The sequence below is a fragment of the Arenibacter antarcticus genome, assembly GCF_041320605.1.
GTDB lineage: Bacteria > Bacteroidota > Bacteroidia > Flavobacteriales > Flavobacteriaceae > Arenibacter > Arenibacter antarcticus.
Window position 1 is genome coordinate 1,871,312 of the sequence record NZ_CP166679.1, and the last position, 23,539, is coordinate 1,894,850.

Genomic DNA, 23,539 nt, shown 5'->3' on the forward strand with positions numbered 1-23,539 from the left:
GGTAATATCCTATTTTTGCCGCATGGCAAAACAAGAAGACATTTTTAGAAAAGTTATTTCACACGCTAAGGAATACGGGTATGTATTCCAATCCAGTGAAATCTACGATGGACTTAGTGCAGTCTACGACTATGCCCAGAACGGAGCAGAGTTAAAAAAGAATATTAGGGAATATTGGTGGAAGGCCATGGTTCAAATGAACGATAATATTGTGGGTATAGATTCCGCAATTTTTATGCATCCAACGGTATGGAAAGCTTCGGGACACGTAGATGCCTTTAACGACCCCCTAATAGATAATAAAGATTCCAAAAAGAGATATCGTGCCGATGTTCTGGTAGAGGATTATACTGCTAAAATTGAGGCCAAAATTGAAAAAGAAGTGGCCAAGGCAGAAAAGCGCTTTGGTGATGCTTTTGATAAGGCAGAATTTTTGGCAACCAACCCAAGGGTGTTAGGCTACCAAGAACAGATTACTACTATATTAAAAAGGCTTGGGTCTTCCTTGGAAAAGGAAGATTTGGCAGATGTGAAATTGCTAATTGAAGAATTGGAGATAGTTTGTCCACTTTCTGGATCTAAAAACTGGACCGATGTAAAGCAATTCAACCTCATGTTCGGGACCAAAATTGGCGCTTCAGCCGATAGTTCTATGGACCTTTACCTAAGGCCCGAAACCGCACAGGGGATTTTTGTTAACTTTTTAAATGTACAGAAAACCGGTCGCATGAAAATTCCTTTTGGAATTGCCCAAATAGGAAAGGCCTTTAGAAATGAGATTGTGGCCAGACAGTTTATTTTCCGTCAAAGAGAATTTGAGCAGATGGAGATGCAATTTTTTATTCGTCCTGGATCTCAAAAGGAATGGTACGAGACTTGGAAAGAGAAAAGAATGAAATGGCATTTGTCCTTAGGACTTGGCCAAGACAATTATAGATTTCACGATCATGAGAAATTGGCGCATTATGCCGATGCTGCTGCCGATATAGAATTTAGATTCCCATTCGGATTTAAGGAACTGGAAGGGATACACTCTCGAACCGATTTTGACTTGGCAAGCCATGAAAAATTCTCAGGTAAAAAATTACAGTACTTTGATCCAGAACTTAACGAGAGTTATGTACCCTATGTAGTGGAAACTTCAATTGGATTGGACCGAATGTTTTTGGCTGTATTCTCCAATTCCTTGATGGAGGAAGAGTTGGAAAATGGTTCTTCTAGGACCGTTCTCAAATTACCGGCAGTTTTGGCTCCAAATAAGGCTGCAATCTTGCCATTGGTAAAAAAGGACGGACTTCCAGAATTAGCACATGAAATTTTAGAGGATCTTAAATGGGACTTTAATGTAGTTTATGATGAGAAGGATGCCGTGGGCCGCCGTTATAGACGTCAGGATGCCAATGGAACTCCTTTCTGTATTACGGTAGACCATCAGACTTTAGAAGATAGGACCGTAACCATACGCCATAGAGATACCATGGAGCAACAACGTGTGGCTATAGAGGATGTAAAAGCGATTATCCATAAAGAAGTGGATATGAAAAGTTGGCTACAAAGGATGGAATAGCATAAAATTTGCATCCAACGTTTAGTTGGTTTAAATACAAACCCCCATTGAAATTATATTTTAATGGGGGTTGTTTTTTTCTGAGGATGGTGTAAAGATTTAATCAGCCTTCTTCTTCTTCTTATGCTAATTTTACCGCAGATTGCGGCTTCGGATCTATTTTTTATTAGAGTGTAACTGTATGTGATGAGTTGGATAAAACCTTATAGCGCATATCTCAACTGTAAGCTCCCATAATAATTTTTGCCATCTCCTGGGTAGTAATAGCGCGGTTCCGAACCACCAAAACCTGTGGTATTTATAAGTACCGATCTTGCGTATTTGGTGTCAAAGACATTGTTTAGGCCGAAGGAAAAGTCCATATATAAATTTTTTGCCAATTGATTTCTATACCCAATTTTACTGTTAATGATAGTGAAGGGGTCACTGTATAGTGTATTTGCATCGGTCAAGGGAATTTCACCAATATAGTTATGGGTTGTATTCCAATAGAATTGCTGTGCAAATGTTGCCTGTAAGCCAGAATTAAGACGGTGCGCCGGTACTCCGGTCAATGGATTTCCAGAATAATCGTTTCCATCATCTATAAACGATACAAACTTATGGTGGCTATAGGTGTAGCTTAAAAAGGGGCTCAGGCTTAATTTTGGACTTAGGTCCCATTGGTATTCCATTTCCAATTCAACACCTTGGTGCTTTGTTTTTCCCGCATTTTTACCAACATATTGGTCGTCCCCAACACGTTGTGCCACCAATAGGTTTTTAACATCCATTCTATAAAGCGCCAGATCGACCCTCATTTTTTGCTTTAAAAGTCGCCATTGGGTCCCTATTTCATAGTTTATTCCTGTTTCTTGGGAGATATCCGGATTAATCACGCCGTCTGGGGTTAGGGTCTCTTCAAGACTAGGATTGGAAAAACCCCTGCTTATATTTAGGTAGACACTATTTTCACCTGAAATAGCATAGTTTAAGTTTAGACTGGGTAAGAAAATGGGTTTAAAATTCCTTTCCGCACTCATGTTTGCGTTGCCATCATTAAACTGATCCCTAAAATCGTAATAGGTTTTGTTGATGCTCATGCCAATTTGGGCTGAGAAGTCATTGCTTAAAGGAAAAAGCAGGTTTCCAAAAACATTGAACTGACGCCTAAACTCTTTGTTTTCGGCAAATTGTTCCCCTATTTTACTGCCTTGGCCACCATTGTTGCGGTAATCATTCTCGTACTCACTCCAGTTGTATTCATCCTTGTATAGCTCACCTCCAAAGCTATAATCCACGTTGGTAGTGCCTAAATCAAATTCGCCAGTAAACTTAGTCCTAAAGCCAAAACCATGGGTAAATTCATCTAAGATACCAAATGGTCGTGGTTCGTAATGGTCTAGATAGTTGTAAAAAATACTAGTAGAGTTTTTTAATTTTCCTGAAAAAGCATGGTTCAGTGTAAGTCCTGCTAAGCTATAATTGTTGGCCTCGTATCCTTTGGCTGATTTCCAGGTAAAAGCAGCTTGTTTTGGATCTTCCAAAAAATCGGTTAACCCTAATGAACTTGGAATTTGCGCCGTATAATCCACATTGTTGACTAGGAGCCCAATATCGGTTTTGGGACTTAATCGATAGTTTATATCTAGGAGGATCCCATCCTGCTCAAAACGATTGTTCTCCCTATAGCCATCGGTTTCTGTATGACCATAATGCAGACTTAGGGAAAGCTTGTCTTCTTGAAGTGTAAATAAAAAATTGTTTTTTAAGAGATTATAAGATCCCACTGTAAGACTATTCCTAAAATAAGAAGACCCGGTGGCAGGCTGTTTGGAATTAAGTAAAATTGCCCCTCCCAGATTGGCTCCGAAATTAGTTCCTTTTGGCCCTTTAATAAGGTCTATATGACTTAGGTTTTCCAAATCAAAGGATTCTATAGTGGAAAATCCCGATCCATTGGTAATTGGAATATTGTTGTAATACAGTCGTAATTTATCTGTGCCATATAAGGTTCTTGCACCAATTCCCCTTACAGTAATCCTGTTGGTGTTTAATGCCCCAGATAATATATATACCCCTGAAACTTGATTGATAGCAGAGACAATGTCAATAGGACTATAGTTTTTAAAAACCTTGCCCCCAATTATTTGCGTCGGTACAATTCCGTTTTCGGCTGACGATTTAAGGGCTTCCAGAAGAATAACTTCATCCAATTCCGTAATACTGTCCTTTTGAACTGGATTTTGGGCTTGGGATATGAAAAACAGGGAAAGAAATAAAAGAATTGTATAGCAGGTTTTCATGAATCTAGATTAAGGAGGTAAACTTAAGAAATATTCTATCAAAATTTCTAATTTGTTGCTCTAACGGTAATTTTTATAACGCTTTAAAAACATATGAGGAATCTATCCCTTTTGTCTTTTTCAGTTTGGGAAACATTGTCTATTTTTAGCCAAATTTTCAGGGAGGTCCTTGAAATAAGCGTGGAATTCTATCCTTTTAGTTTGGGTGCACCCCGCATATTAATGTCAAGAAAATATATAGATCTGGATGAAAATTGTTTCTTATAATGTAAATGGAATACGTGCAGCCCTCAAGAAAGGTTTTTTGGAATGGTTGCAAAGTGTAAATCCGGATGTCATCTGCCTACAGGAGATCAAGGCCAATCAGGATCAATTGGATCTTTCTGTATTTGAAGAGGTAGGATATAAGTATCACTATTGGTACAGTGCCCAAAAAAAAGGGTATAGTGGAGTGGCAATCCTATCTAAAACACAGCCAGACCATGTAGAATTTGGAACGGGAATAGAGTACATGGATTTTGAAGGTAGAAATATTAGAGCAGATTTTAATGGCGTTTCTGTAATGAGCCTATACCTGCCTTCTGGGACCAATATCGCCAGATTAGACCATAAACTGCACTATATGGACGACTTCCGAGAATATATAAATTCTTTGAAACAGTCCAAACCCAATCTAGTTATCTGTGGCGATTATAATATTTGTCATCAGGCTATAGATATCCATGATCCGGTCAGAAATAAAAATGTCTCTGGTTTTTTACCGGTGGAGAGGGAGTGGTTGGACGACTTTATGAAAAGTGGTTTTATAGATAGTTTTAGACATTTTAACAAAGAACCAGACAATTATACATGGTGGAGCTATAGGGCAAATTCTAGAGCGAATAATAAAGGGTGGCGATTGGATTATGGATTGGTGAGTGCCCCCTTGAAAGGAAGATTAAAGAGGTCGGTTATTTTGTCCCAAGCCGTTCATAGTGATCACTGTCCCATTTTAGTGGAACTGGATGAATAATTTTTGTGCCATTAATTTTTTAAATTTTAATAACAAAGCTACAACGCAATACAATGGATTATACCAAACTTCCCCATACAGATTTAGAAGTCAGTAAAATATGTCTTGGAACAATGACCTGGGGCAATCAGAATACGGAGGCCGAAGGTCATGAGCAAATGGACTACGCAATGGAGCAGGGAGTAAATTTCTTTGATACTGCCGAGCTATATCCAATTCCAGCTGCCAAAGAACGCTATGCGGCTACAGAAAAAATAATTGGGACTTGGTTAAAGAAGAACGGTAATAGGGACAAGGTTATTTTGGCCTCTAAAATTGCCGGTAGGTCCCCAGCAACAAGTTTTATACGAACCACAGGATTAAATAGGGAATCTATCACAGAGGCTGTGGAAGGAAGTCTTAGTCGGTTGCAAACAGATTATTTAGACCTGTATCAGTTGCATTGGCCAGACCGAGCTACCAATTATTTTGGAAAAAGAGGGTATATGCCTGAGGTGTCCGACTTTTGGGAAGATAATTTTCATCAAATTTTAGAAACCCTGCGCGATTTGATCAGAGAGGGAAAGATCCGTCATGTAGGGATTTCCAATGAAACTCCTTGGGGGGCCATGCGGTATTTAGAGGAGAGTAAGGTGCATGCCACCCTGCCCAGAATGATCACTATCCAGAACCCTTACAGCCTGTTAAATAGAACCTTTGAAGTAGGCTTATCTGAGATTTCACATCGGGAAAATTTGGGATTGTTGGCCTATTCTCCTTTGGGCTTTGGAGTGTTGAGTGGAAAGTATTTGAGGAATCGAAAGCCCGAAAACGCTAGGGTTACCGTATTCCCAAACTACAATAGGTACAGTGGAGAAACAGCGGTAAAAGCAACTGAAATGTATCATAATCTGGCTCAGGCTAACGATTTGTCCTTGACGCAAATGTCACTTGCCTACGTTAATTCCAGGCCTTTCGTTACCAGTACCATAGTTGGGGCCACCAATTTAATGCAATTGAAAGAAAATATTGATAGTAGTAATGTGGTGCTAAACGATGATGTGCTTAAAGGCATTGAGGCGATTCACCAAGCGATACCTAACCCTGCTCCATAAAACATAAAATATGCATTTTTTAAAAGTCGGTTTCTGGCAGTTGGGACTTATTTTATTGGTTATCCTAGTAATTTTGGTCCTTACGCGTATGTTTAATTCAAAAGACTAATTAAATAATTGATTGGCAATATCTTCGATCTTGCCGATCAATATCACCTGTATTTTTGGCTGCTTAAGTGTAATCTTGTTATTCTTGGACACGTAGATGGTGGTAAAGCCTAATTTTTCGGCCTCCAAAATACGCTGGTCTATACGTTGTACCGGTCGTATTTCACCTGCTAGTCCAACCTCGGCAGCAAAACAAATTCCCTTTTCAATAGGAATATCCTCATTGCTGGAAAGGATTGCGGCAATTACGGCTAGGTCTATGGCTGGGTCATCAACAGTTATACCCCCTGTTATATTTAGAAATACATCTTTTGCTCCCAATTTAAATCCTGCCCTTTTTTCTAATACCGCTAAAAGCATATTTAAGCGCTTGGCATTATAACCTGTTGTAGAGCGCTGTGGAGTTCCGTAAACCGCTGTACTTACCAGTGCCTGTATTTCGATCATTAAGGGGCGCATCCCCTCTACGGTAGAAGCAATGGCGGTGCCACTTAGCCCTTCATCGTTTTTGGAAATCAATATCTCGGATGGATTGTTTACTTCACGCAGTCCGCTTCCTTGCATTTCATAAATCCCCAATTCTGCCGTAGAGCCAAACCTGTTTTTTAAGGAGCGAAGGATCCGGTATACATAATTCCGATCCCCTTCAAACTGCAATACGGTGTCTACCATATGCTCCAATATTTTTGGTCCGGCAATGGAGCCATCCTTGGTGATATGGCCTATCAAGATAACCGGGGTATTGGTCTCCTTGGCAAATTTTATAAGTTCTGCCGTACATTCCCGAATTTGAGAAATACTGCCAGCAGCAGATTCTAAATAGTCGGTATGCAAGGTCTGTATGGAATCTATGACCACGATATCTGGTTCGGTGGCTTCGATCTGTTTAAATATATTCTGAGTCTTGGTTTCGGTCAGTATAAAACAGGTTTCATTTTCGGAATTGATGCGGTCTGCTCGCATTTTGATTTGCTTCTGACTCTCTTCACCAGAAACGTAGAGCGTTTTATAAGGTAGTTTAAGTGCAATCTGTAGTATCAATGTGCTTTTCCCGACTCCAGGTTCGCCACCCAAAAGGATAAGGGAACCTGGGACCAATCCTCCACCCAAAACCCTGTTGAATTCTTGATCGTACGAATTTAATCGAACTTCCTTATCAGTGCTTATTTCGTTGATTCGCAAGGGTTTTGCGATTTTCTTGGAATTGGGGGTACTGCTTTTCCATGCAACTTTCTCCTCCTTTTGCACTACTTCCTCAACAATAGTGTTCCACTCTTTGCAGGCGCTACATTGTCCAGCCCATTTGGCATATTGGGTGCCGCAATTTTGACAAAAAAATGCTATTTTGGTTTTGGCCATTTTCTTATTTATGGTTTGCGCTAAGGTAGTAAAAGGATTCAAAAAAATAGTCGCTCCTTCTTCTTTAGAAGGCCAGTAATTTTAAATGGGTGATAGCGCTATTTCCTGCCTTTCTTGCTCCGACTTTTATCACGGGCTAAGAAAAATGACAGAGCAGTTTTGTGTAAAATCCAAAGTGGAGGACGGTAGGCTTATTTTTACCAATAGATTTTATGAAAGGGGAGGCAGCTTTAGTTAATACCCAAAATCAGCTTTTAGTGCATCAATTTTTTCTAAAGCCATTTCCTTGGTTAGAAAATCGATTTCTGCCATACCGAAGGCTTTTTCAAAGGTCCTAAGTGCTTTTTTTGGCTCTCCCAATTGCTCGTAATATTCGCCTTCAAAATAAAAGCCGAGCATGGTATCTGGATATTCTTTTTTGCAGAGATCCGATAAGGGTTTTAGGGATTCAAAATCCTCCTTTTTTATAGAGGCGGCATAAATAGCCATAATATCGTTGAGGCTAGTGGTCTTTTTAAAACCGAATAGACTGACTATAGAGGCTTGTTTGTCCTCCAAATATTTGAACACAGGTTCTTTAGAGGTGAGTATTTTTTCCCGGTATTCTTTAGGGCTGATGGGCTTAAATATTCCAAAAATATTATCGAAGGCTTTTCCAATACCATAGGTGGCTACAGAAATATGATCTGCATTGGGGTATTGATCAAAAAAATAATGTAGATTTTCCGTATCCATTGCTGTTAAGGATTGATCAAGCGCTAAAATGTCATTGGTATGATTGCCTTTTTCGCCGTCCAATATCAATTGATAGAATATTTGCTTTTTCATTGCTGATAACCTTTCTGGGATCCTAGTGGTCATTTCAGGGGCTAAGGAGGGTGAAATACTAACAAAGGCATTAAAGAGGGAGATGTCTTTAAAAAGATAGAAGTTGCCAAAATTGGCGGTTATATCGTACCCTACAAACATTTTAAAAGGTGCATTGCTGTATTTGTTTTCCAGATAGGGGATGAGTTCCATTCCTAAGAATTCGAAAAACATTTTCCCCTTTTCCGTAGGAAGTCCGCTGTTGGTTTCATAGCCGCAGTCTAGATACCGTAGATTGTTTTTGGATTGGTACACCCCAACCACAATAGCTTCTGGCATATTGTAAAACCTGCTATAAAATTTGGCATTTGCTACAACCTGGTCAAACAGGTATTCGGCATCCAAAACCAAGATTATGGGGTATATTTTTTCTGGGGTGTAGGTTTCAGGGATATAGTAGGCCACATCCCTACGCTCCTGTAATTTAAAGGATTCAAATATTTCTTGGGTAACCTGAGCAGAGGTTCCCATGCAAAGTAAGACTGCGGCCAAGGTTAAAATGCGTGACATAATTTGAATTTAAATTGGGAATTGGAAAACTATTTAACTCTGTTCCATAACGGTAATAGTAGGAAAGATATTGTCCCAAAAACGACAACCATTAAAGTTTGTGAGATCCACATGATCCATCCAAATGCATCACCTGAGACGGTGCTTATTCCAAAAATAGCCAGTGCTCCACTGACGGCTATGGGGTAGATCCCAATTCCACCATTGGTGGCAGACATGGCGAAAGCTCCGGCGACAAAGGCCACCAACAACTGACTTATAGTGAGGTCTACAGTTTCCACAACGGTGTACTTTATGACCCAAAACATACCTATATACGCGGCCCATATAAAGAGGGTGTGTAAAATAAATGCCCATTTATTCCGCATCTTAAAAATACTGAGAATGCCACCTAAAAGACCTTTTAGGAATCTTTTTATTTTTTCTGCCCAGGGGTGCTTGGATTTTTTTACAAAAAACAATAGAAGCGCAAAGCCTATAATTCCGGAGGATAGGAAAATGATTAAGAATGCAAGATTCAGGCCCTTATTCTTTAGAAATTCCCAAATAATATCGGTCTGTAAAAAAAATGCAAGTCCAACTACTAAGAATAACATTATTAAATCGACCACTCGCTCGGTCACAATAGTTCCGAACCCTTTTTCAAAGGGAACATTTTCATATGTAGTCAAAGCTGTAGCCCTTAAAATTTCCCCAGACCTGGGAATGCCTAAATTGGTGAAATATGCGGTGAGGATGATTAGAATGTTGTTGATTAAGCTTGGGCGATAGCCTAGGGGTTCCAATAGGTAGTTCCACCGTATTGCTCTGGAAATATGGGTTAACACCCCCAATAAAACAGATACGCCCACCCAAAAAAGGTCGGCATTTTTAATATAGTATATTATTTGTTTTCGCTCTTCTTCCGAAGTGGAAAAGTAGGAGTACCATAGTAGGAAGACCCCAAATGCTATTGGAAGTATTGTTTTTAAGGAATTCTTTATAGAAGTTTTCAACTTATGTTAAAAGATTGGTTTCCTCGTTGGGGAATACCAAAGAAGGGTTGAAGGTTTTGGCAATTTCAAAGTCCATTTGCGCGTAAGTGATCAATATTAGAACATCTCCTACTGCAACCTTTCTAGCTGCCGCTCCGTTCAGGGTAATCTCACCGCTGCCCCTAGTTCCTGGAATGGCGTAAGTTTCCAGTCGCTCCCCATTATTGTTATTTACAATCTGCACCTTTTCTCCCCTAATAATATTTGCAGCCTCCATTAAATCTTCATCAATGGTAATGCTACCTATATAATTTAGGTCTGCACCAGTAACTTTTACACGGTGTATTTTAGATTTTACTACTTCTATTAACATGGGACAAAGTTAATCATTTTACGTTTTATATTCAGATGTTCGGGATAAGTGCCTAAAAAGTATTGAGGTTATTGTTTAAGTTAAAGGGCTATATTGTCTATAAGTCTTACATCGCCCATATATACAGCAATAAATGCCCGGTATTTTGAATTTTCCTTTTTTTCGATAACTGGCAACAATTGTTCCTCGTCAGAAATTTTAATGTATTCCAGTTTAAATTCTGGCCGTGTAAGGAATTCATTTTTCAGCCAGTCTATTGTAGAATTAGCACTATTCGTGCCAAATTTTTCTTTGGCTGATTTCAGTGTTTTATAGATAAAGGATGCATCCTCCCTTTGGGTTTTGGAAAGCCTTTCGTTTCTGGAGCTCATGGCAAGGCCGTTAGATTCCCTGACAATTGGACAGCCTATTATTTCTACAGGCACATTTTTAAGTTGAACCAGTTTTCTAATGATCTGTAATTGTTGAAAGTCCTTTTCTCCAAAATAGGCCCTTGTGGGTTTAGTTAGGGAAAGTAATTTTTCAACAATGGTGGCCACCCCATTAAAATGACCTTCCCTAAATGCTCCCTCCATTACATTTTCCAAACCATTAAAATCATAGGATTTGGACGTAATTTCCCCAGAATAGATTTCTTTGGCGGTCGGGGTGAGGACAATAAGGCTGTCGGAAACAGACTTTAACAAGGAAATATCCGCATTTAAGGTGTTTGGATATTTGGCAAGGTCTTCCTTATTATTGAACTGGGTTGGGTTTACAAAAATACTTACTATGGTATGGTCGTTCTCCTTTACCGATTGCTCTATTAAGGAGATATGCCCCATATGTAGGGCACCCATGGTAGGGACTAGGCCAACGGTTTTGGTTTTGTCCATAAACTTTAATAGCGAATCTAGCTCCTTAATGGTGTTAATTAACTGCATGTGTTTTGCTTAAAAGACAGCAAACTTACTATAATTACTCCTAATCTGCATAATTTTCGTAATTTTGCAGCTGCGTTTGCACTAGAAATAAAATATAGCTTTTATGAATGGTAAAAAGATATTGTTTGTATCTTCTGAATTAGTACCCTATCTACCAGAGAATGAAGTATCCCTAATGTCCTATGAAACTCCTAGGATGGTCAACAGTAACGGCGGCCAGATTAGGATTTTTATGCCCAGGTTTGGAAACATTAATGAACGAAGACATCAACTGCATGAAGTGATCAGACTATCTGGTATGAATTTGGTGATCAATGATATGGATATGCCTTTGATTATAAAGGTTGCTTCTATCCCGAGGGAGCGTATACAGGTCTATTTTATAGACAATGATGAGTATTTTAAAAGGAAAGCCACTTTTACAGATGAGGATGGTAATGCTTTTTCAGATAATGATGAACGGGCCATATTCTTTGCAAAGGGAGTAGTGGAAACCGTTAAAAAATTAAATTGGTCCCCAGATATTATTCATGTACATGGGTGGATGGCGTCCTTGCTTCCATTGTATTTAAAGAAATACTATGCGGACGAACCCTTATTTGTCGAAAGTAAAATAGTAATGTCCGTTTATGGGCAAGGATTTGATGGTGCCCTTGATCCCGAAATGGTTAAAAAAATTGCCTTTGACGGTATCTCGGAAGAGAGCATAAAAGACCTTGAAGACCCCACTTATAATAATTTGTTAAAAGTTGCGGTAGATAATTCCGATGCCGTTATATTAGCTGCCAACGATATTCCAAAAGAATTGGGAGATCATATATCCAACCTCAATAAACCTGTGTTGCCGTACGTTTCTTTACAAGAGTTTGAAGAAGCTTACATGAACTTTTATAACACTGAAGTATTAAAATAATCTAAATGAATTTAAGGAAAGGATTTACCTTATCTACGGTAGTAGGAATATTGCTCGCTGCAACATTTATATCGTGTGAAGAGGATATTACCACTCTTGGTAGTGGGGTTGTGGGCAATGAACCGTTTACAGCGAACAAGGCAGTTTATGATGTTTTTGCTTATAACAAAAAAATAGAAGCGGTTAGGTCTAATAGAGTTCCAGTTTATCAGATAGGGACTTTTAACGATCCCATTTATGGGGCAACCGAAGCTAGTATTACATCTCAAGTTCAGCTTGCCGGGGGAGGTAATCCCATTTTTGGGAAATATTCTGCCGATGTAGAGGCCAATTCAGGTTCTGATGGTAGTAGTCTTACCATTCAGGAGAATGAGACGGTGAAGGAAGTATTTTTGTTTATACCATTCCTGACCAATACTCGTGGAGATAGGGATAGGGATGGAGTTCCGGATATTTTTGATGCGGACCCAGATGATCCAAACAGCGATACAGACGGAGATGGTTTAACGGATGCACAAGAGCTTCAGTTGGGAACAGACCCTTTAAATCCGGATACAGATGGAGATGGTATTAAGGATAGTTTAGATAGTGAAACCGCACCAAATAGATTCCCAAAAAAGTTTGACTTGGACAGTATATTTGGAAACAGAGAGGTGCCCTTTAATTTTAAGGTAGAACGCTCTACCTATTTCCTAAGGGATTTGGATCCCAATAGTAATTTTCAAGAGTCACAGCCCTATTATTCTTCCCAACAATTCTCGCCAGATTTTGTTTCTGATGTGTTGTTTGATGGGGAAGTGGAAATTTCAGATACGGAGACCTTGGTGTTTAAAGTGGATGATCCCGCTACAGAAGATATAGACGAATCAGAAGAGGCACCTACGAGAACGCTTCCAGGAATAAAAGTTCCCCTTAATGCCGCATTTTTTCAAGCTGCTATTCTAGACAAGGAAGGCAGCACTGAATTGTTTAGTCAGGCTAATTTTAAGGAATATTTTAGGGGTGTCCATATGTCTGTTTCAGATGATATAATGTTGTTGTTGGACCTTACCCAAGGAAGTATCACTATAAAATACGAATACGATAGCGTTACCAGTTCTACGGACGCCACGATTAAAAAGATTGAACAGGACTATGTGCTGTCCTTTATTAGAAGGGATGCCAATACAGGAGCCATTTTGGGGAACGCCGTAAATACCCTTAATAATGCCAACTATCCTGGTGAAATTCTTAGCGCTATGGATACTGGAGAGAATGCCTCCAAATTGTATCTAAAAGGAGGTGCTGGTAGTTTTGTGCAGATTAAACTTTTTGATGAGGCCAATAGTGAGGAAATTATCAATCAGATCAAGGATAAGAACTGGATAATAAATGAGGCTAATCTTGTGTTTTATGTAGATAGGGGCACACTTGATGCTGCTCCGGAAGCTATTGAGCCTTCCATATTATACCTCTACAAGGAAAATAAGAGCCCTGTGTACAATGCATTTTTGGAAAATGAGCAGGATTTTAATCTTGGAAATTTGACCAACTACGATGGCAAACTGTATAAGAAAGAGGGTAAAGGGGATCGATATAAGATTAGGATCACCAATCTAATAAACGACATAATTGTTAGGGACTCCGTAAATGCTACACTTAACTTGGCAGTGACCTCCGACATTAGATTGAATACTGTTAGAAAAGCCATGTTAGGCGATGGTTCCGAGGATAAGCTGCCGTTAATGACCATAGTCAACCCCTTAGGTACAGTGCTGATGGGAAGTAATAATGTGCCTAGCGGTCAGGAAAACAGAAAATTACAACTCGAAATATTTTACACCAAAGCTAATTAGGGCAAAAAAAGTACTGATCAAAGTATTTTTTGGTTAATTATCTAAAAATCTGAAGGTTTATAGTAACAAGAAACTACATTTGTTACTATAGACCTTTTTTATTTTTAATAACTAAACCTTGAGATATGTGTGGAATTGTAGGATATATTGGGCATAGGGATGCCTATCCAATTATAATAAAAGGACTTCAACGATTAGAATACAGGGGCTATGACAGTGCAGGCATAGCTCTTTTTGATGGGAGTAACATCAATTTATCAAAGACAAAAGGAAAGGTCGAAGATCTAAAAAGAAAATCCGAGAATACTATTTCTTTAAAGGGGAAATTGGGGATTGGACATACTAGATGGGCTACTCATGGGGTTCCTAACGATGTAAATTCGCATCCCCATTATTCCAATTCTGGCAATTTAGTTATAATTCACAATGGGATTATAGAAAATTACGATTCTATAAAAAAGGAACTGATCAATAGGGGGTATACCTTTTCTTCGGATACCGATACCGAGGTATTGGTGAACCTCATCGAAGAAGTAAAGAAAAAGGAAAATGTGAAGCTTGGCCAGGCTGTGCAGATAGCATTGAACCAGGTGGTAGGTGCTTATGCTATTGCCGTTATAGACAAGCAAAAACCCGATGAAATAGTGGTGGCTAAATTGGGAAGTCCGTTAGCGATCGGTGTAGGGGAAAATGAATTTTTTATAGCTTCTGACGCTTCCCCTTTTATAGAGTTCACTAACAATGCTATTTACCTTGAGGATGAGGAAATGGCTATCATCCGATTGGGAAAGGAAATTAAGTTGCGCAAGATCAAGGACGATTCTATAGCCTATCCTTCAATTCAGGAATTACAATTAAATCTTGAGGAAATAGAAAAGGGAGGCTTTGATCACTTTATGTTAAAGGAGATCTATGAGCAGCCTAGAGCAATATTGGATACCTATAGAGGCCGACTTTTAGCCAAGGAGGGAATAATAAGAATGGCTGGGATCGATCAAAATATGGAGAAATTTCTTAATGCTAACAGGATTATTATTGTGGCCTGTGGCACTTCTTGGCATGCCGGTTTGGTTGCCGAGTATATTTTTGAAGATTTGGCGCGAATACCAGTAGAGGTAGAATACGCTTCCGAATTTAGGTACCGAAACCCTGTAGTTACAGAAAATGATGTACTTATCGCCATTTCTCAATCTGGGGAAACGGCTGATACGTTAGCGGCCATCAAACTGGCCAAGGAAAAAGGGGCATTTGTATTTGGGGTGTGTAATGTAGTGGGATCTTCCATTGCTAGGGAAACTGATGCCGGGGCCTATACCCATGCTGGTCCAGAAATTGGGGTGGCCTCTACAAAAGCCTTTACTACCCAGATAACTGTCCTTACATTGTTGGCCTTAAAATTGGCCAAGGCCAAAGGAGTTTTCAATAGTACACGTTTTCATGAGTATTTAACAGAATTGGAGCAGATTCCTGCTAAGGTAGAGAGGGCCCTGCTCACCAATCCCTTAGTAGAGATTATTGCGAAGGTGTACAAAGACTCCCCCAATTGTTTGTATTTGGGTAGAGGCTATAACTTTCCAGTAGCATTAGAAGGGGCATTAAAGCTTAAGGAGATCAGTTACATTCATGCAGAGGGGTATCCGGCTGCCGAGATGAAGCACGGTCCCATTGCATTGATAGATGAGCACATGCCAGTGGTGGTGATTGCTACCAGTAAGGGGCATTATGAAAAAATCGTCAGTAATATCCAAGAAATAAAATCTAGGAAAGGTAAGATCATTGCTGTTGTAACTGAAGGAGATGTTCAGGTTAGGGAATTGGCGGACCATGTTATTGAAGTTCCAGAAACTTTGGAAAATCTCACACCTTTATTGACTACAATTCCTTTGCAATTACTTTCGTATCATATAGCGGTTATGCGAGGGTGTAATGTGGATCAGCCACGTAATTTGGCAAAATCTGTCACAGTGGAATAGCGATTAAATAATAGAGTGTGTATAACATCCCTAAAGTGTAGTCTAAAAAGCTATATTTTAGGGATGTTATTTTTTTGAGGGCATATTTTTGGGGATAAGTGATCAAAATCATAGAAATTTTGACAAATAAATACTATGCATGCATAATTTAATTGAATTTATTCGAGTTGAAATAAAAATATATGTATATTGGCTAAATACATTTTGATGTATACTAATGCTAACTTAACTCAAATCTTTATGAGAACGACCCTTCTATTATTCTTTTTTATGTTTGGATTGCTCGCTCATTCCCAAACAGCCATAAATGGGATTGTGGTGGACCAGAACAATGCTCCCGTACCCGGAGCCAACGTAGTAATTGTGGGAAAAGCAATTGGTACGGTGACCGATTTTGATGGTAAATTTTCTTTGAACACCAGTGAAATACCCCCATTTAAACTTAATGTAACCAGTATTGGATTTGTGCCTACTACGGTAAGTATAACGCAAAGTGAGCAGACCCTTAACATTGTTTTAAATGAAGAACAGACACGTTTGGATGAAGTGGTGATTTCTGCCTCTAGAACTCCAGAACGTATTTTTGAATCCCCCGTAACAGTAGAGCGGTTTGGACTAAAAGAAATAAAAAACACTGCTTCGGCCGATTTTTATGACGGACTGGAGAATTTAAAGGGAGTAGACGTAAATACCAACAGTCTTACTTTTAAGTCGATTAACACCAGGGGTTTTGCCAGTTTTGCGAATACCCGTTTTATGCAATTGGTAGACGGGATGGACAATTCTACTCCAGCGCTTAACTTCCCTATTGGAAACCTTGTGGGGATGAATGAGAACGATGTACAGAGTGTGGAGTTGCTTCCTGGAGCTGCTTCTGCCCTATATGGGGCGAATGCCTTTAATGGAATTCTCTTTATGAGAAGTAAAAGTCCGTTCGACTACTCTGGGATTAGTGCTTATGCCAAAAGGGGAATTACTTCACAGGATGCTTCAGGTGATAATGCGTATACCGATTTTGGTATCCGTGCAGCACTTAAATTCAGTGATAAATTTGCAGGGAAGGTCAATTTTTCTTCTCTAAAAGGTACAGATTGGGCAGCAAATGATTATTCTGCAAAACCTGGAACCGGCGCTACTAGGGCGAGCATAGATTACGATGGTTATAATGTGTATGGGGATGAGGTTTCAACCAATATACGTGCAGCTTCTGGAGGTCTGGGGATAATTCCAGACGTTGTAGTAAGCAGGACCGGTTATGAAGAGCGAGACCTAACCGATTATAATGCCGAAAGTGTAAAGGCAGACTGGGGTCTTTATTACCGACCTTGGGGAGACGATTTTGAAATCGCCTATGTAGGTAAAGTAGGAACGGGAACCACTATATATCAAGGAACCAACAGATACAATATTGATAATTTTACACAACAGCAGCATAAGCTAGAGGTAAAGAACGACAATTTCTTTGTCAGAGGCTATGTGGTGGCTGATAAGGCAGGGGATTCTTATGATATGGTCTTTACCGGGATCAATATCAACCGAGTATGGAAACCGGACCAACAATGGTTCAGTGAATATATAACTACCTATGCCGGAGCTACACTGGGCGGTGCTACAGATGAGCAGGCGCATGCCGCGGCACGGGCAAAGGCAGAAACTGGGAGATTGGTTCCAGGGACGCCAGAATTTAAATCCGCTTTTGATAGAGTTATCCAAGATCCTGATTTTTCCAAGGGATCACAGTTTAAGGATGCTTCCAAATATTACCATGCCGATGCCAATTACAACTTTTCCCACCTTTGGGATGCTATAGATATCCAAGTAGGGGGATCTTATAGAACGTATGACTTAAATTCTTTTGGAACCATCTATACGGATTATGATGGTAGTATTAAATATTCTGAGTTTGGAATTTATACTCAGTTGCAAAAGCAGATCGACTTAAGCGATAATGTGAATTTGAAATTGACAGGCTCTGCGCGTTATGACAAATCCGAATTCTTTGATGGATTTTTGTCCCCGCGTATTTCTGCAGGTTTTACAGTAAATCGAAATCACAATATTAGGGCTTCGGTGCAAACCGGGTTTAGGAATCCAACTACCCAAGATCTTTTTATAGGCTTGGATGCCGGTAGGGCTATCTTGGTAGGGTCGGCTCCTGCAAACTTGGACAGGTATTCTAGATCGTATGACGTGAGTGCCTCTGGTCAATTAATGGGCCAGCCAGCAACGGTTACTCAAACTGGTGGCGCTGCCTATAACAACTCTTATTTAGCAACCTCCGTTCAGAAGTTTGCCGCTACCGAAAATCCCGCAGTCCTAGAAATAGGGAACTCGGATTTGGTAGCGCCAGAAAAAGTGAGTTCTGCTGAGGTAGGGTATAGAGGTAAGCTAAAAAACACCGTAATAGATATGAGTGTTTATTACAGTACTTATAAAGATTTTATCTCCGGTGAAAATGTCATTGCCCCGTTCTACGGAGAAGTTGGCGACAATGGATTGTCTGTTGCAGCCATTGCCAATGGAGATTATAAGGTGTATCAGACCTATACTAATTCAGAAGCGGATGTTAATTCCTATGGAGGATCTATTGGAATTTCAACAAAGGTCTTGGGGAATTTTGATCTAGGCGGTAGTTATACTTTTACCCAACAAGATTTTGACCAAGCTGCTTTCCCAGATTTCAGGACCAATTTTAATACACCCGAGCATAAAGTAAAAGCTTCCTTCGGGAATCCAGAACTTTTCAAAAACTTTGGATTTAATGTGGCTTGGAGATGGAGTGATACCTATTACTGGCAAGCGACATTTGGTGATGGTCAAGTTCCCTCTTTCCATACCTTGGATGCACAGATCAACTATAGTGTTCCAAGTATAAAGTCGACCTTTAAAGTAGGTGCGGCAAATGCTTTGGGTGAGGAATATACCACTGCAATTGGTACGGGCCATATAGGATCTATGTATTATGTGTCTTGGACAATAAATAACTAACAAATATGAAACCTACAATGAAAAATATAAAATACGTACTACTGTCCGCTATCCTTATCGGATTTACAGCATGTAGCGATGACGACAGCAATGATGTGGTTATTGTGCCTGTACCAGAACTTACTACCGGGGAGCTCGATTTAACTACTTATGTGGCCGTAGGGGCTAGTTTTACAGCGGGTTATAGCGATAATGCACTATTTAAGGCAGCACAGGAAAAATCTTTTCCAAACATTCTTTCGCAACAATTTGCCCAAGGGGGTGGCGGAGCGTTTACCCAGCCATTGATGAACGATAATTATGGTGGCTTGGCTGTAGGAGGCAATAGAATTTTTGGGCCAAGGCTTGTTTTTGGAGGAAAGACGCCTGTGCCAATAGAATCCTTGATAGGGCCCATTACCGTTAGTACGGATATAGCCATGAACAACCCAACAGGTCCTTTTAATAACCTTGGGGTGCCTGGAGCAAAGAGCTTCCATTTATTAGCGCCTGGATATGGTAACCTTGCTAATTTTCCGGCCGCAGCTAACCCATATTTTGTGAGAATGACGGGCACTACGCCAAACGCCTCGGTATTGGAATTGGCCATGGCTCAGAACCCAACTTTCTTTACACTTTCAGATGTTGGTGGGAATGATGTATTGGGATATGCTGTTTCTGGTGGAGAGAGCGATATCAGTGCGGATAATTATAACCCTATTACTCCCCCAGCGGTTTTCGGAGGCTCCTTTACTGCATTGGTAGATGGGCTAACCGCCAATGGTGCCAAGGGAGTTGTAACCAACGTACCTTATATTACTTCTTTACCACATTTTACAACAGTTCCACATAAACCTTTAAATCCAACTAATCCCGACTTTGGTCCGCAGATACCGCTGTTAAATTCCATTTTTGGGGCATTAAACCAAATCTATGAAGCGGTACAACAGCCGAATCGTAAGGTTGTATTTTCTGAGACAGCTGCTAGTGCGGTTGTTATTAGGGACGAGACATTAGCGGATATATCTTTACAAATCGAGGGAGCTTTAAATAACAGCCCAACATTCCCCGCTTTTATTGCCCAATTTGGACTTCCTGCGCAGGCTGCTCCGCTAGTTGCTAACCTATTAGGCACAGCCTATGGGCAAACAAGGCAGGCTACCTCAGGAGATCTTTTGGTGTTGCCTAGTAGTTCTATAATAGGAACTGTGAATACGGGTTCTGTGGCTGCTTTGATGAGTATGGGGTTGTCGCAGCAATTGGCGGGACAATTTTCTATAGAAGGAATTACCTTTCCATTGGCAGATAAATGGGTAGTTCTTCCTAGCGAACAAGACGAAATAAAAGCGGCGACCGATGCTTATAACGCCACCATCCAGTCTGTGGCCGATGCTAAGGGTCTGGCTCTAGTGGATTTTAAGGGCATACTGCAAAAAGCAGCAACCCAAGGAGTATCTGATGGAAATTTTATATTCACCACTGCATTGGTGCAAGGTGGTTTAATGGGATTAGATGGGATTCATTTAACCTCTAGGGGTTATGCAGCATTGGCCAATAAATTTCTAGAAGCCATGGATGCCAAGTATGGATCTAACTTTATAGAAGCCGGGGTAAAGGCGGATGTTGGAGCGTATCCCACAAACTATAGTCATACATTTCAATAAATGAGACATAAATAACAATTCAAAAACACCTTCTAAATGGAGGTGTTTTTTTATATCCAAAAAACATCCTATTCCCCTTTCTTTGTTTAATTAAAAAAATATATCTTTGCAGCGCGAAAAATGTAATGGTAGTTTAATTTGGTCCCGTAGTTTTTCGAATTAATATTTCTCAACATTAAACACTTAAGTAATGTCTAAAGTTACAGGTAAAGTTTCCCAAATCATCGGCCCGGTTGTGGATGTAGAATTTCAATCTGGAGCAGACCTTCCAAAAATATACGATTCTTTGGAAATCCAAAATGAAGATGGATCACTATTAGTATTGGAAGTTCAATCCCATGTTGGGGAAAGTACCGTGCGGACAATTTCCATGGACTCCACGGATGGTTTAAGCAGAGGTGTTGAGGTAAAAGCAACAGGTAGCGCTATTCAAATGCCTATCGGTGATGACGTATACGGTCGTCTTTTCAACGTAATTGGTGATGCTATTGATGGCCTTGGCAATTTGCCGAAAGCTGGTAAGGATGGTCTTCCTATCCATAGGGATGCCCCTAAATTTGAAGATCTGTCCACTTCTACCGAAGTATTGTTTACCGGGATTAAGGTAATCGACTTAATTGAGCCTTATGCAAAAGGAGGTAAAATTGGTCTTTTTGGAGGAGCTGGTGTAGGTAAAACAGTATTGATTCAGGAGTTAATCAACAACATTGCAAAAGGACACGGTGGTTTATCTGTATTTGCAGGAGTTGGGGAGCGTACCCGTGAAGGGAACGATTTGCTACGTGAGATGTTGGAATCAGGAATTATAAAATATGGAGACGATTTCTTGCATTCTATGGAAGAAGGCGGATGGGATCTATCCAAAGTAGATAAAGAAGTAATGAAAGAGTCCAAAGCAACTTTTGTTTTTGGACAGATGAACGAACCTCCTGGAGCTCGTGCGCGTGTGGCCCTTTCAGGATTGACCATTGCAGAATATTTCCGTGATGGAGCGGGTGAAGCACAAGGGAAGGACGTTTTATTCTTCGTGGATAACATCTTCCGTTTTACGCAGGCAGGATCAGAGGTATCGGCACTTTTGGGTCGTATGCCTTCTGCAGTAGGGTACCAACCAACTTTGGCAACAGAGATGGGAGCCATGCAGGAGCGTATTACATCAACAAAAAGAGGATCTATTACTTCTGTACAGGCGGTTTACGTACCTGCGGATGATTTAACGGATCCGGCACCGGCAACAACATTTGCCCACTTGGATGCTACTACAGTATTGTCTCGTAAGATTGCTGAGTTGGGTATTTACCCAGCAGTAGATCCATTGGATTCTACTTCTAGGATCTTAACAGCAGAAATTTTAGGTAAAGACCATTACGCTTGTGCCCAAAACGTAAAAGAATTATTACAACGATATAAGGAACTACAAGATATAATTGCCATCTTAGGGATGGAAGAACTGTCTGAAGAAGATAAATTGGCAGTAGGTAGAGCAAGACGTGTACAGCGTTTCCTTTCTCAGCCTTTCCATGTTGCGGAACAATTTACTGGGATTCCAGGAGTTTTGGTAGATATTAAGGAGACCATTAAAGGATTTAATATGATTATGGATGGTAAATTAGATCACCTTCCAGAATCTGCCTTTAACCTTAAAGGAACCATTGAAGAAGCTATAGAAGCAGGAGAAAAAATGCTTGCTGAGGTATAATCTAGTAGATGGTAGATAGTGAAGGTTGGCATTTAACAGCTTACTACTTACTACTTAATACTTAATACTATAAAAATATGTATCTAGAAATTGTGTCCCCAGAGGCTACGTTATTTACAGGAGAGGTTACTTCGGTAACTGTGCCTGGTGTAAATGGTGAATTTCAAATGTTGAATGACCACGCGCCTATAGTATCCCTATTGGAGGAAGGTAATGTGAAGATAAAGGGAAATGTGGTTGTTGAGGAAGCCTATGAAGGTAAATTCTCAAAAGCTGCCAATGGTGATACGGTGTTACATATTACCAGTGGTACGGTAGAAATGAAGAAAAACAGGGTGATAATATTAGCAGATTAATACGAGATCCCTATACATAATTAGTGAAAAGCCATACAATTTGTATGGCTTTTTTATTTTTATGGATGTACGATACCTGTTGTTTTTAATTTAAGCTTAAGATATCCTGCACCCAATTTTTTGCAGTGTATTTTTGATAAAGGTTCCATTCGGTTTTTTGATATGGGGTAGCAAGGAATTCTTCCGGGATATGGAGATTATTAAAATCTATAACGTGAATGTTGGTTGGGTTGTAGAAAGGATATTGTTTTATATGGCTATTATTGGTAATCAATTTCTTTTCATTGCCCATTGCCTCAAATACTCTAAAGCTCAATCCATTTTGTTCCGGGCGTTGTATATCTACAAATGTGGTCACATGCTTTAAGTGTTGGTCTATTTGTTGAATATTTATTTTGCAAGAGATGACTTGAAATAGAGCGGTTTTAAGAGGTTTTTTTGAAAAGAGGATGAATCGTGTGGGAATGTTATTATGATGACAGTATTCCGCTAGTTTTCGCAATTTAGGGTATCTGACATCTTTAGACGAGATATTAAATAAGTTACGCTTACTATCCGAGTTTCTAAAGCGTTCCGTAGGGATAAAATTGGTAATAAATTTTAAATTGTGCTTTTTGCAATCAGCAGGCTCATAACTAAAAACTTCGTCGAAAAAGTGGATGTAATGTTCCTGGATGGGCATTTTTTTTAATCCATCAAATAAGTAAACAATATAGTCTTTCGTAATACTCTTTAGGTATTTGTGGGTCTTTGAGTTTAGGTTTTGAGGATGGGTAACCAATATCTTGTCGTAAACTTTGGTACTCGTAAATTCTTTAATAGTATCTTCCCTATGTTTTTTTTTGATTGAGTTGCCATTTATTTTTCTTAGAAAAGAAATTAATCTTTGCCCAAAACTTTTGTATTTAAATTTTAAGGGCCACTTACAGTAATATAGAATATGTACATCATGCCCCATATTTTCCAACTCTTGGCGGGGAACTTCCATATAGCCCATAATATGGTTTGAAATTAGTAAGATCTTCATTTTTACGAACTTAAATTTAGGCACTGTTGCATG

General features: G+C 39.7%; 17 protein-coding genes. 10 read left to right on the plus strand and 7 right to left on the minus strand.

Annotation, left to right across the window (positions count from 1 at the left end):
• The first annotated feature begins 22 nt into the window (after positions 1 to 22).
• A complete protein-coding gene (locus KCTC52924_RS07690; protein WP_251806141.1) occupies positions 23 to 1,567 on the plus strand; it encodes a glycine--tRNA ligase in 1,545 nt (514 codons plus the stop codon).
• 203 nt (positions 1,568 to 1,770) lie between these two features.
• Here the strand turns inward: KCTC52924_RS07690 and KCTC52924_RS07695 are convergent, their stop codons facing one another.
• Positions 1,771 to 3,852, minus strand: a complete 2,082-nt coding sequence (locus KCTC52924_RS07695) for a TonB-dependent receptor domain-containing protein (protein WP_251806142.1) — start codon at positions 3,850 to 3,852, stop codon at positions 1,771 to 1,773.
• Between the two features lie 247 nt (positions 3,853 to 4,099).
• Between KCTC52924_RS07695 and KCTC52924_RS07700 the strand changes: the two genes are divergently transcribed.
• The gene (locus tag KCTC52924_RS07700; RefSeq protein ID WP_251806143.1) at positions 4,100 to 4,864 is read left to right on the plus strand and encodes an exodeoxyribonuclease III; all 765 of its coding nucleotides are present in this window, start codon (positions 4,100 to 4,102) and stop codon (positions 4,862 to 4,864) included.
• Positions 4,865 to 4,917: 53 nt separating this feature from the next.
• Positions 4,918 to 5,958 (plus strand): NADP(H)-dependent aldo-keto reductase, encoded by a 1,041-nt coding sequence (locus tag KCTC52924_RS07705; protein ID WP_251806144.1) that lies wholly within the window; start codon positions 4,918 to 4,920, stop codon positions 5,956 to 5,958.
• Between the two features lie 105 nt (positions 5,959 to 6,063).
• On the opposite strand, the gene radA is transcribed toward KCTC52924_RS07705, so the two are convergent.
• From radA to panC, 5 genes are all read right to left on the minus strand, one after another.
• Positions 6,064 to 7,425: a DNA repair protein RadA gene (radA, locus tag KCTC52924_RS07710; protein WP_251806145.1), complete on the minus strand. Its 1,362-nt coding sequence runs from the start codon at positions 7,423 to 7,425 to the stop codon at positions 6,064 to 6,066.
• A 234-nt stretch (positions 7,426 to 7,659) separates the two neighbouring features.
• Positions 7,660 to 8,802: an alpha/beta hydrolase gene (locus tag KCTC52924_RS07715; RefSeq protein ID WP_251806146.1), complete on the minus strand. Its 1,143-nt coding sequence runs from the start codon at positions 8,800 to 8,802 to the stop codon at positions 7,660 to 7,662.
• 29 nt (positions 8,803 to 8,831) lie between these two features.
• A complete protein-coding gene (locus tag KCTC52924_RS07720) occupies positions 8,832 to 9,797 on the minus strand; it encodes a lysylphosphatidylglycerol synthase transmembrane domain-containing protein (RefSeq protein WP_251806147.1) in 966 nt (321 codons plus the stop codon).
• Between the two features lies 1 nt (position 9,798).
• The gene (gene panD / locus KCTC52924_RS07725; protein ID WP_251806148.1) at positions 9,799 to 10,149 is read right to left on the minus strand and encodes an aspartate 1-decarboxylase; all 351 of its coding nucleotides are present in this window, start codon (positions 10,147 to 10,149) and stop codon (positions 9,799 to 9,801) included.
• An 80-nt stretch (positions 10,150 to 10,229) separates the two neighbouring features.
• The gene (panC, locus tag KCTC52924_RS07730; protein ID WP_251806149.1) at positions 10,230 to 11,072 is read right to left on the minus strand and encodes a pantoate--beta-alanine ligase; all 843 of its coding nucleotides are present in this window, start codon (positions 11,070 to 11,072) and stop codon (positions 10,230 to 10,232) included.
• A 103-nt stretch (positions 11,073 to 11,175) separates the two neighbouring features.
• Here panC and KCTC52924_RS07735 point away from each other — a divergent pair, with 103 nt between their 5' ends.
• The 7 genes from KCTC52924_RS07735 (at position 11,176) to KCTC52924_RS07765 (ending at position 22,479) form a co-directional block, all read left to right on the plus strand.
• The gene (locus KCTC52924_RS07735) at positions 11,176 to 11,985 is read left to right on the plus strand and encodes a glycogen/starch synthase (protein WP_251806150.1); all 810 of its coding nucleotides are present in this window, start codon (positions 11,176 to 11,178) and stop codon (positions 11,983 to 11,985) included.
• 5 nt (positions 11,986 to 11,990) lie between these two features.
• The gene (locus tag KCTC52924_RS07740) at positions 11,991 to 13,820 is read left to right on the plus strand and encodes a DUF4270 domain-containing protein (RefSeq protein ID WP_251806151.1); all 1,830 of its coding nucleotides are present in this window, start codon (positions 11,991 to 11,993) and stop codon (positions 13,818 to 13,820) included.
• Between the two features lie 125 nt (positions 13,821 to 13,945).
• Entirely contained in the window at positions 13,946 to 15,793 is a 1,848-nt protein-coding gene (gene glmS, locus KCTC52924_RS07745) for a glutamine--fructose-6-phosphate transaminase (isomerizing) (protein ID WP_251806152.1), read from the plus strand.
• A gap of 240 nt (positions 15,794 to 16,033) precedes the next feature.
• A complete protein-coding gene (locus KCTC52924_RS07750; RefSeq protein ID WP_251806153.1) occupies positions 16,034 to 18,781 on the plus strand; it encodes a TonB-dependent receptor domain-containing protein in 2,748 nt (915 codons plus the stop codon).
• 17 nt (positions 18,782 to 18,798) lie between these two features.
• Entirely contained in the window at positions 18,799 to 20,424 is a 1,626-nt protein-coding gene (locus KCTC52924_RS07755) for a G-D-S-L family lipolytic protein (protein WP_251806154.1), read from the plus strand.
• Positions 20,425 to 20,614: 190 nt separating this feature from the next.
• Positions 20,615 to 22,123 (plus strand): F0F1 ATP synthase subunit beta, encoded by a 1,509-nt coding sequence (gene atpD, locus KCTC52924_RS07760; RefSeq protein WP_251806155.1) that lies wholly within the window; start codon positions 20,615 to 20,617, stop codon positions 22,121 to 22,123.
• Between the two features lie 77 nt (positions 22,124 to 22,200).
• Entirely contained in the window at positions 22,201 to 22,479 is a 279-nt protein-coding gene (locus tag KCTC52924_RS07765; RefSeq protein ID WP_251806156.1) for a F0F1 ATP synthase subunit epsilon, read from the plus strand.
• Between the two features lie 85 nt (positions 22,480 to 22,564).
• On the opposite strand, the gene KCTC52924_RS07770 is transcribed toward KCTC52924_RS07765, so the two are convergent.
• Entirely contained in the window at positions 22,565 to 23,506 is a 942-nt protein-coding gene (locus KCTC52924_RS07770; RefSeq protein ID WP_251806157.1) for a hypothetical protein, read from the minus strand.
• Positions 23,507 to 23,539: the final 33 nt, after the last annotated feature.

Excerpts from the sequence above, each read along its gene's own strand:
- KCTC52924_RS07690 (WP_251806141.1), top strand. The coding sequence starts at position 23 with ATGGCAAAACAAGAAGACATTTTTAGAAAAGTTATTTCACACGCTAAG.
- KCTC52924_RS07695 (WP_251806142.1), bottom strand. The coding sequence starts at position 3,852 with ATGAAAACCTGCTATACAATTCTTTTATTTCTTTCCCTGTTTTTCATA.
- KCTC52924_RS07700 (WP_251806143.1), top strand. The coding sequence starts at position 4,100 with ATGAAAATTGTTTCTTATAATGTAAATGGAATACGTGCAGCCCTCAAG.
- KCTC52924_RS07705 (WP_251806144.1), top strand. The coding sequence starts at position 4,918 with ATGGATTATACCAAACTTCCCCATACAGATTTAGAAGTCAGTAAAATA.
- radA (WP_251806145.1), bottom strand. The coding sequence starts at position 7,425 with ATGGCCAAAACCAAAATAGCATTTTTTTGTCAAAATTGCGGCACCCAA.
- KCTC52924_RS07715 (WP_251806146.1), bottom strand. The coding sequence starts at position 8,802 with ATGTCACGCATTTTAACCTTGGCCGCAGTCTTACTTTGCATGGGAACC.
- panD (WP_251806148.1), bottom strand. The coding sequence starts at position 10,149 with ATGTTAATAGAAGTAGTAAAATCTAAAATACACCGTGTAAAAGTTACT.
- panC (WP_251806149.1), bottom strand. The coding sequence starts at position 11,072 with ATGCAGTTAATTAACACCATTAAGGAGCTAGATTCGCTATTAAAGTTT.
- KCTC52924_RS07735 (WP_251806150.1), top strand. The coding sequence starts at position 11,176 with ATGAATGGTAAAAAGATATTGTTTGTATCTTCTGAATTAGTACCCTAT.
- KCTC52924_RS07740 (WP_251806151.1), top strand. The coding sequence starts at position 11,991 with ATGAATTTAAGGAAAGGATTTACCTTATCTACGGTAGTAGGAATATTG.
- glmS (WP_251806152.1), top strand. The coding sequence starts at position 13,946 with ATGTGTGGAATTGTAGGATATATTGGGCATAGGGATGCCTATCCAATT.
- KCTC52924_RS07750 (WP_251806153.1), top strand. The coding sequence starts at position 16,034 with ATGAGAACGACCCTTCTATTATTCTTTTTTATGTTTGGATTGCTCGCT.
- KCTC52924_RS07755 (WP_251806154.1), top strand. The coding sequence starts at position 18,799 with ATGAAAAATATAAAATACGTACTACTGTCCGCTATCCTTATCGGATTT.
- atpD (WP_251806155.1), top strand. The coding sequence starts at position 20,615 with ATGTCTAAAGTTACAGGTAAAGTTTCCCAAATCATCGGCCCGGTTGTG.
- KCTC52924_RS07765 (WP_251806156.1), top strand. The coding sequence starts at position 22,201 with ATGTATCTAGAAATTGTGTCCCCAGAGGCTACGTTATTTACAGGAGAG.
- KCTC52924_RS07770 (WP_251806157.1), bottom strand. The coding sequence starts at position 23,506 with ATGAAGATCTTACTAATTTCAAACCATATTATGGGCTATATGGAAGTT.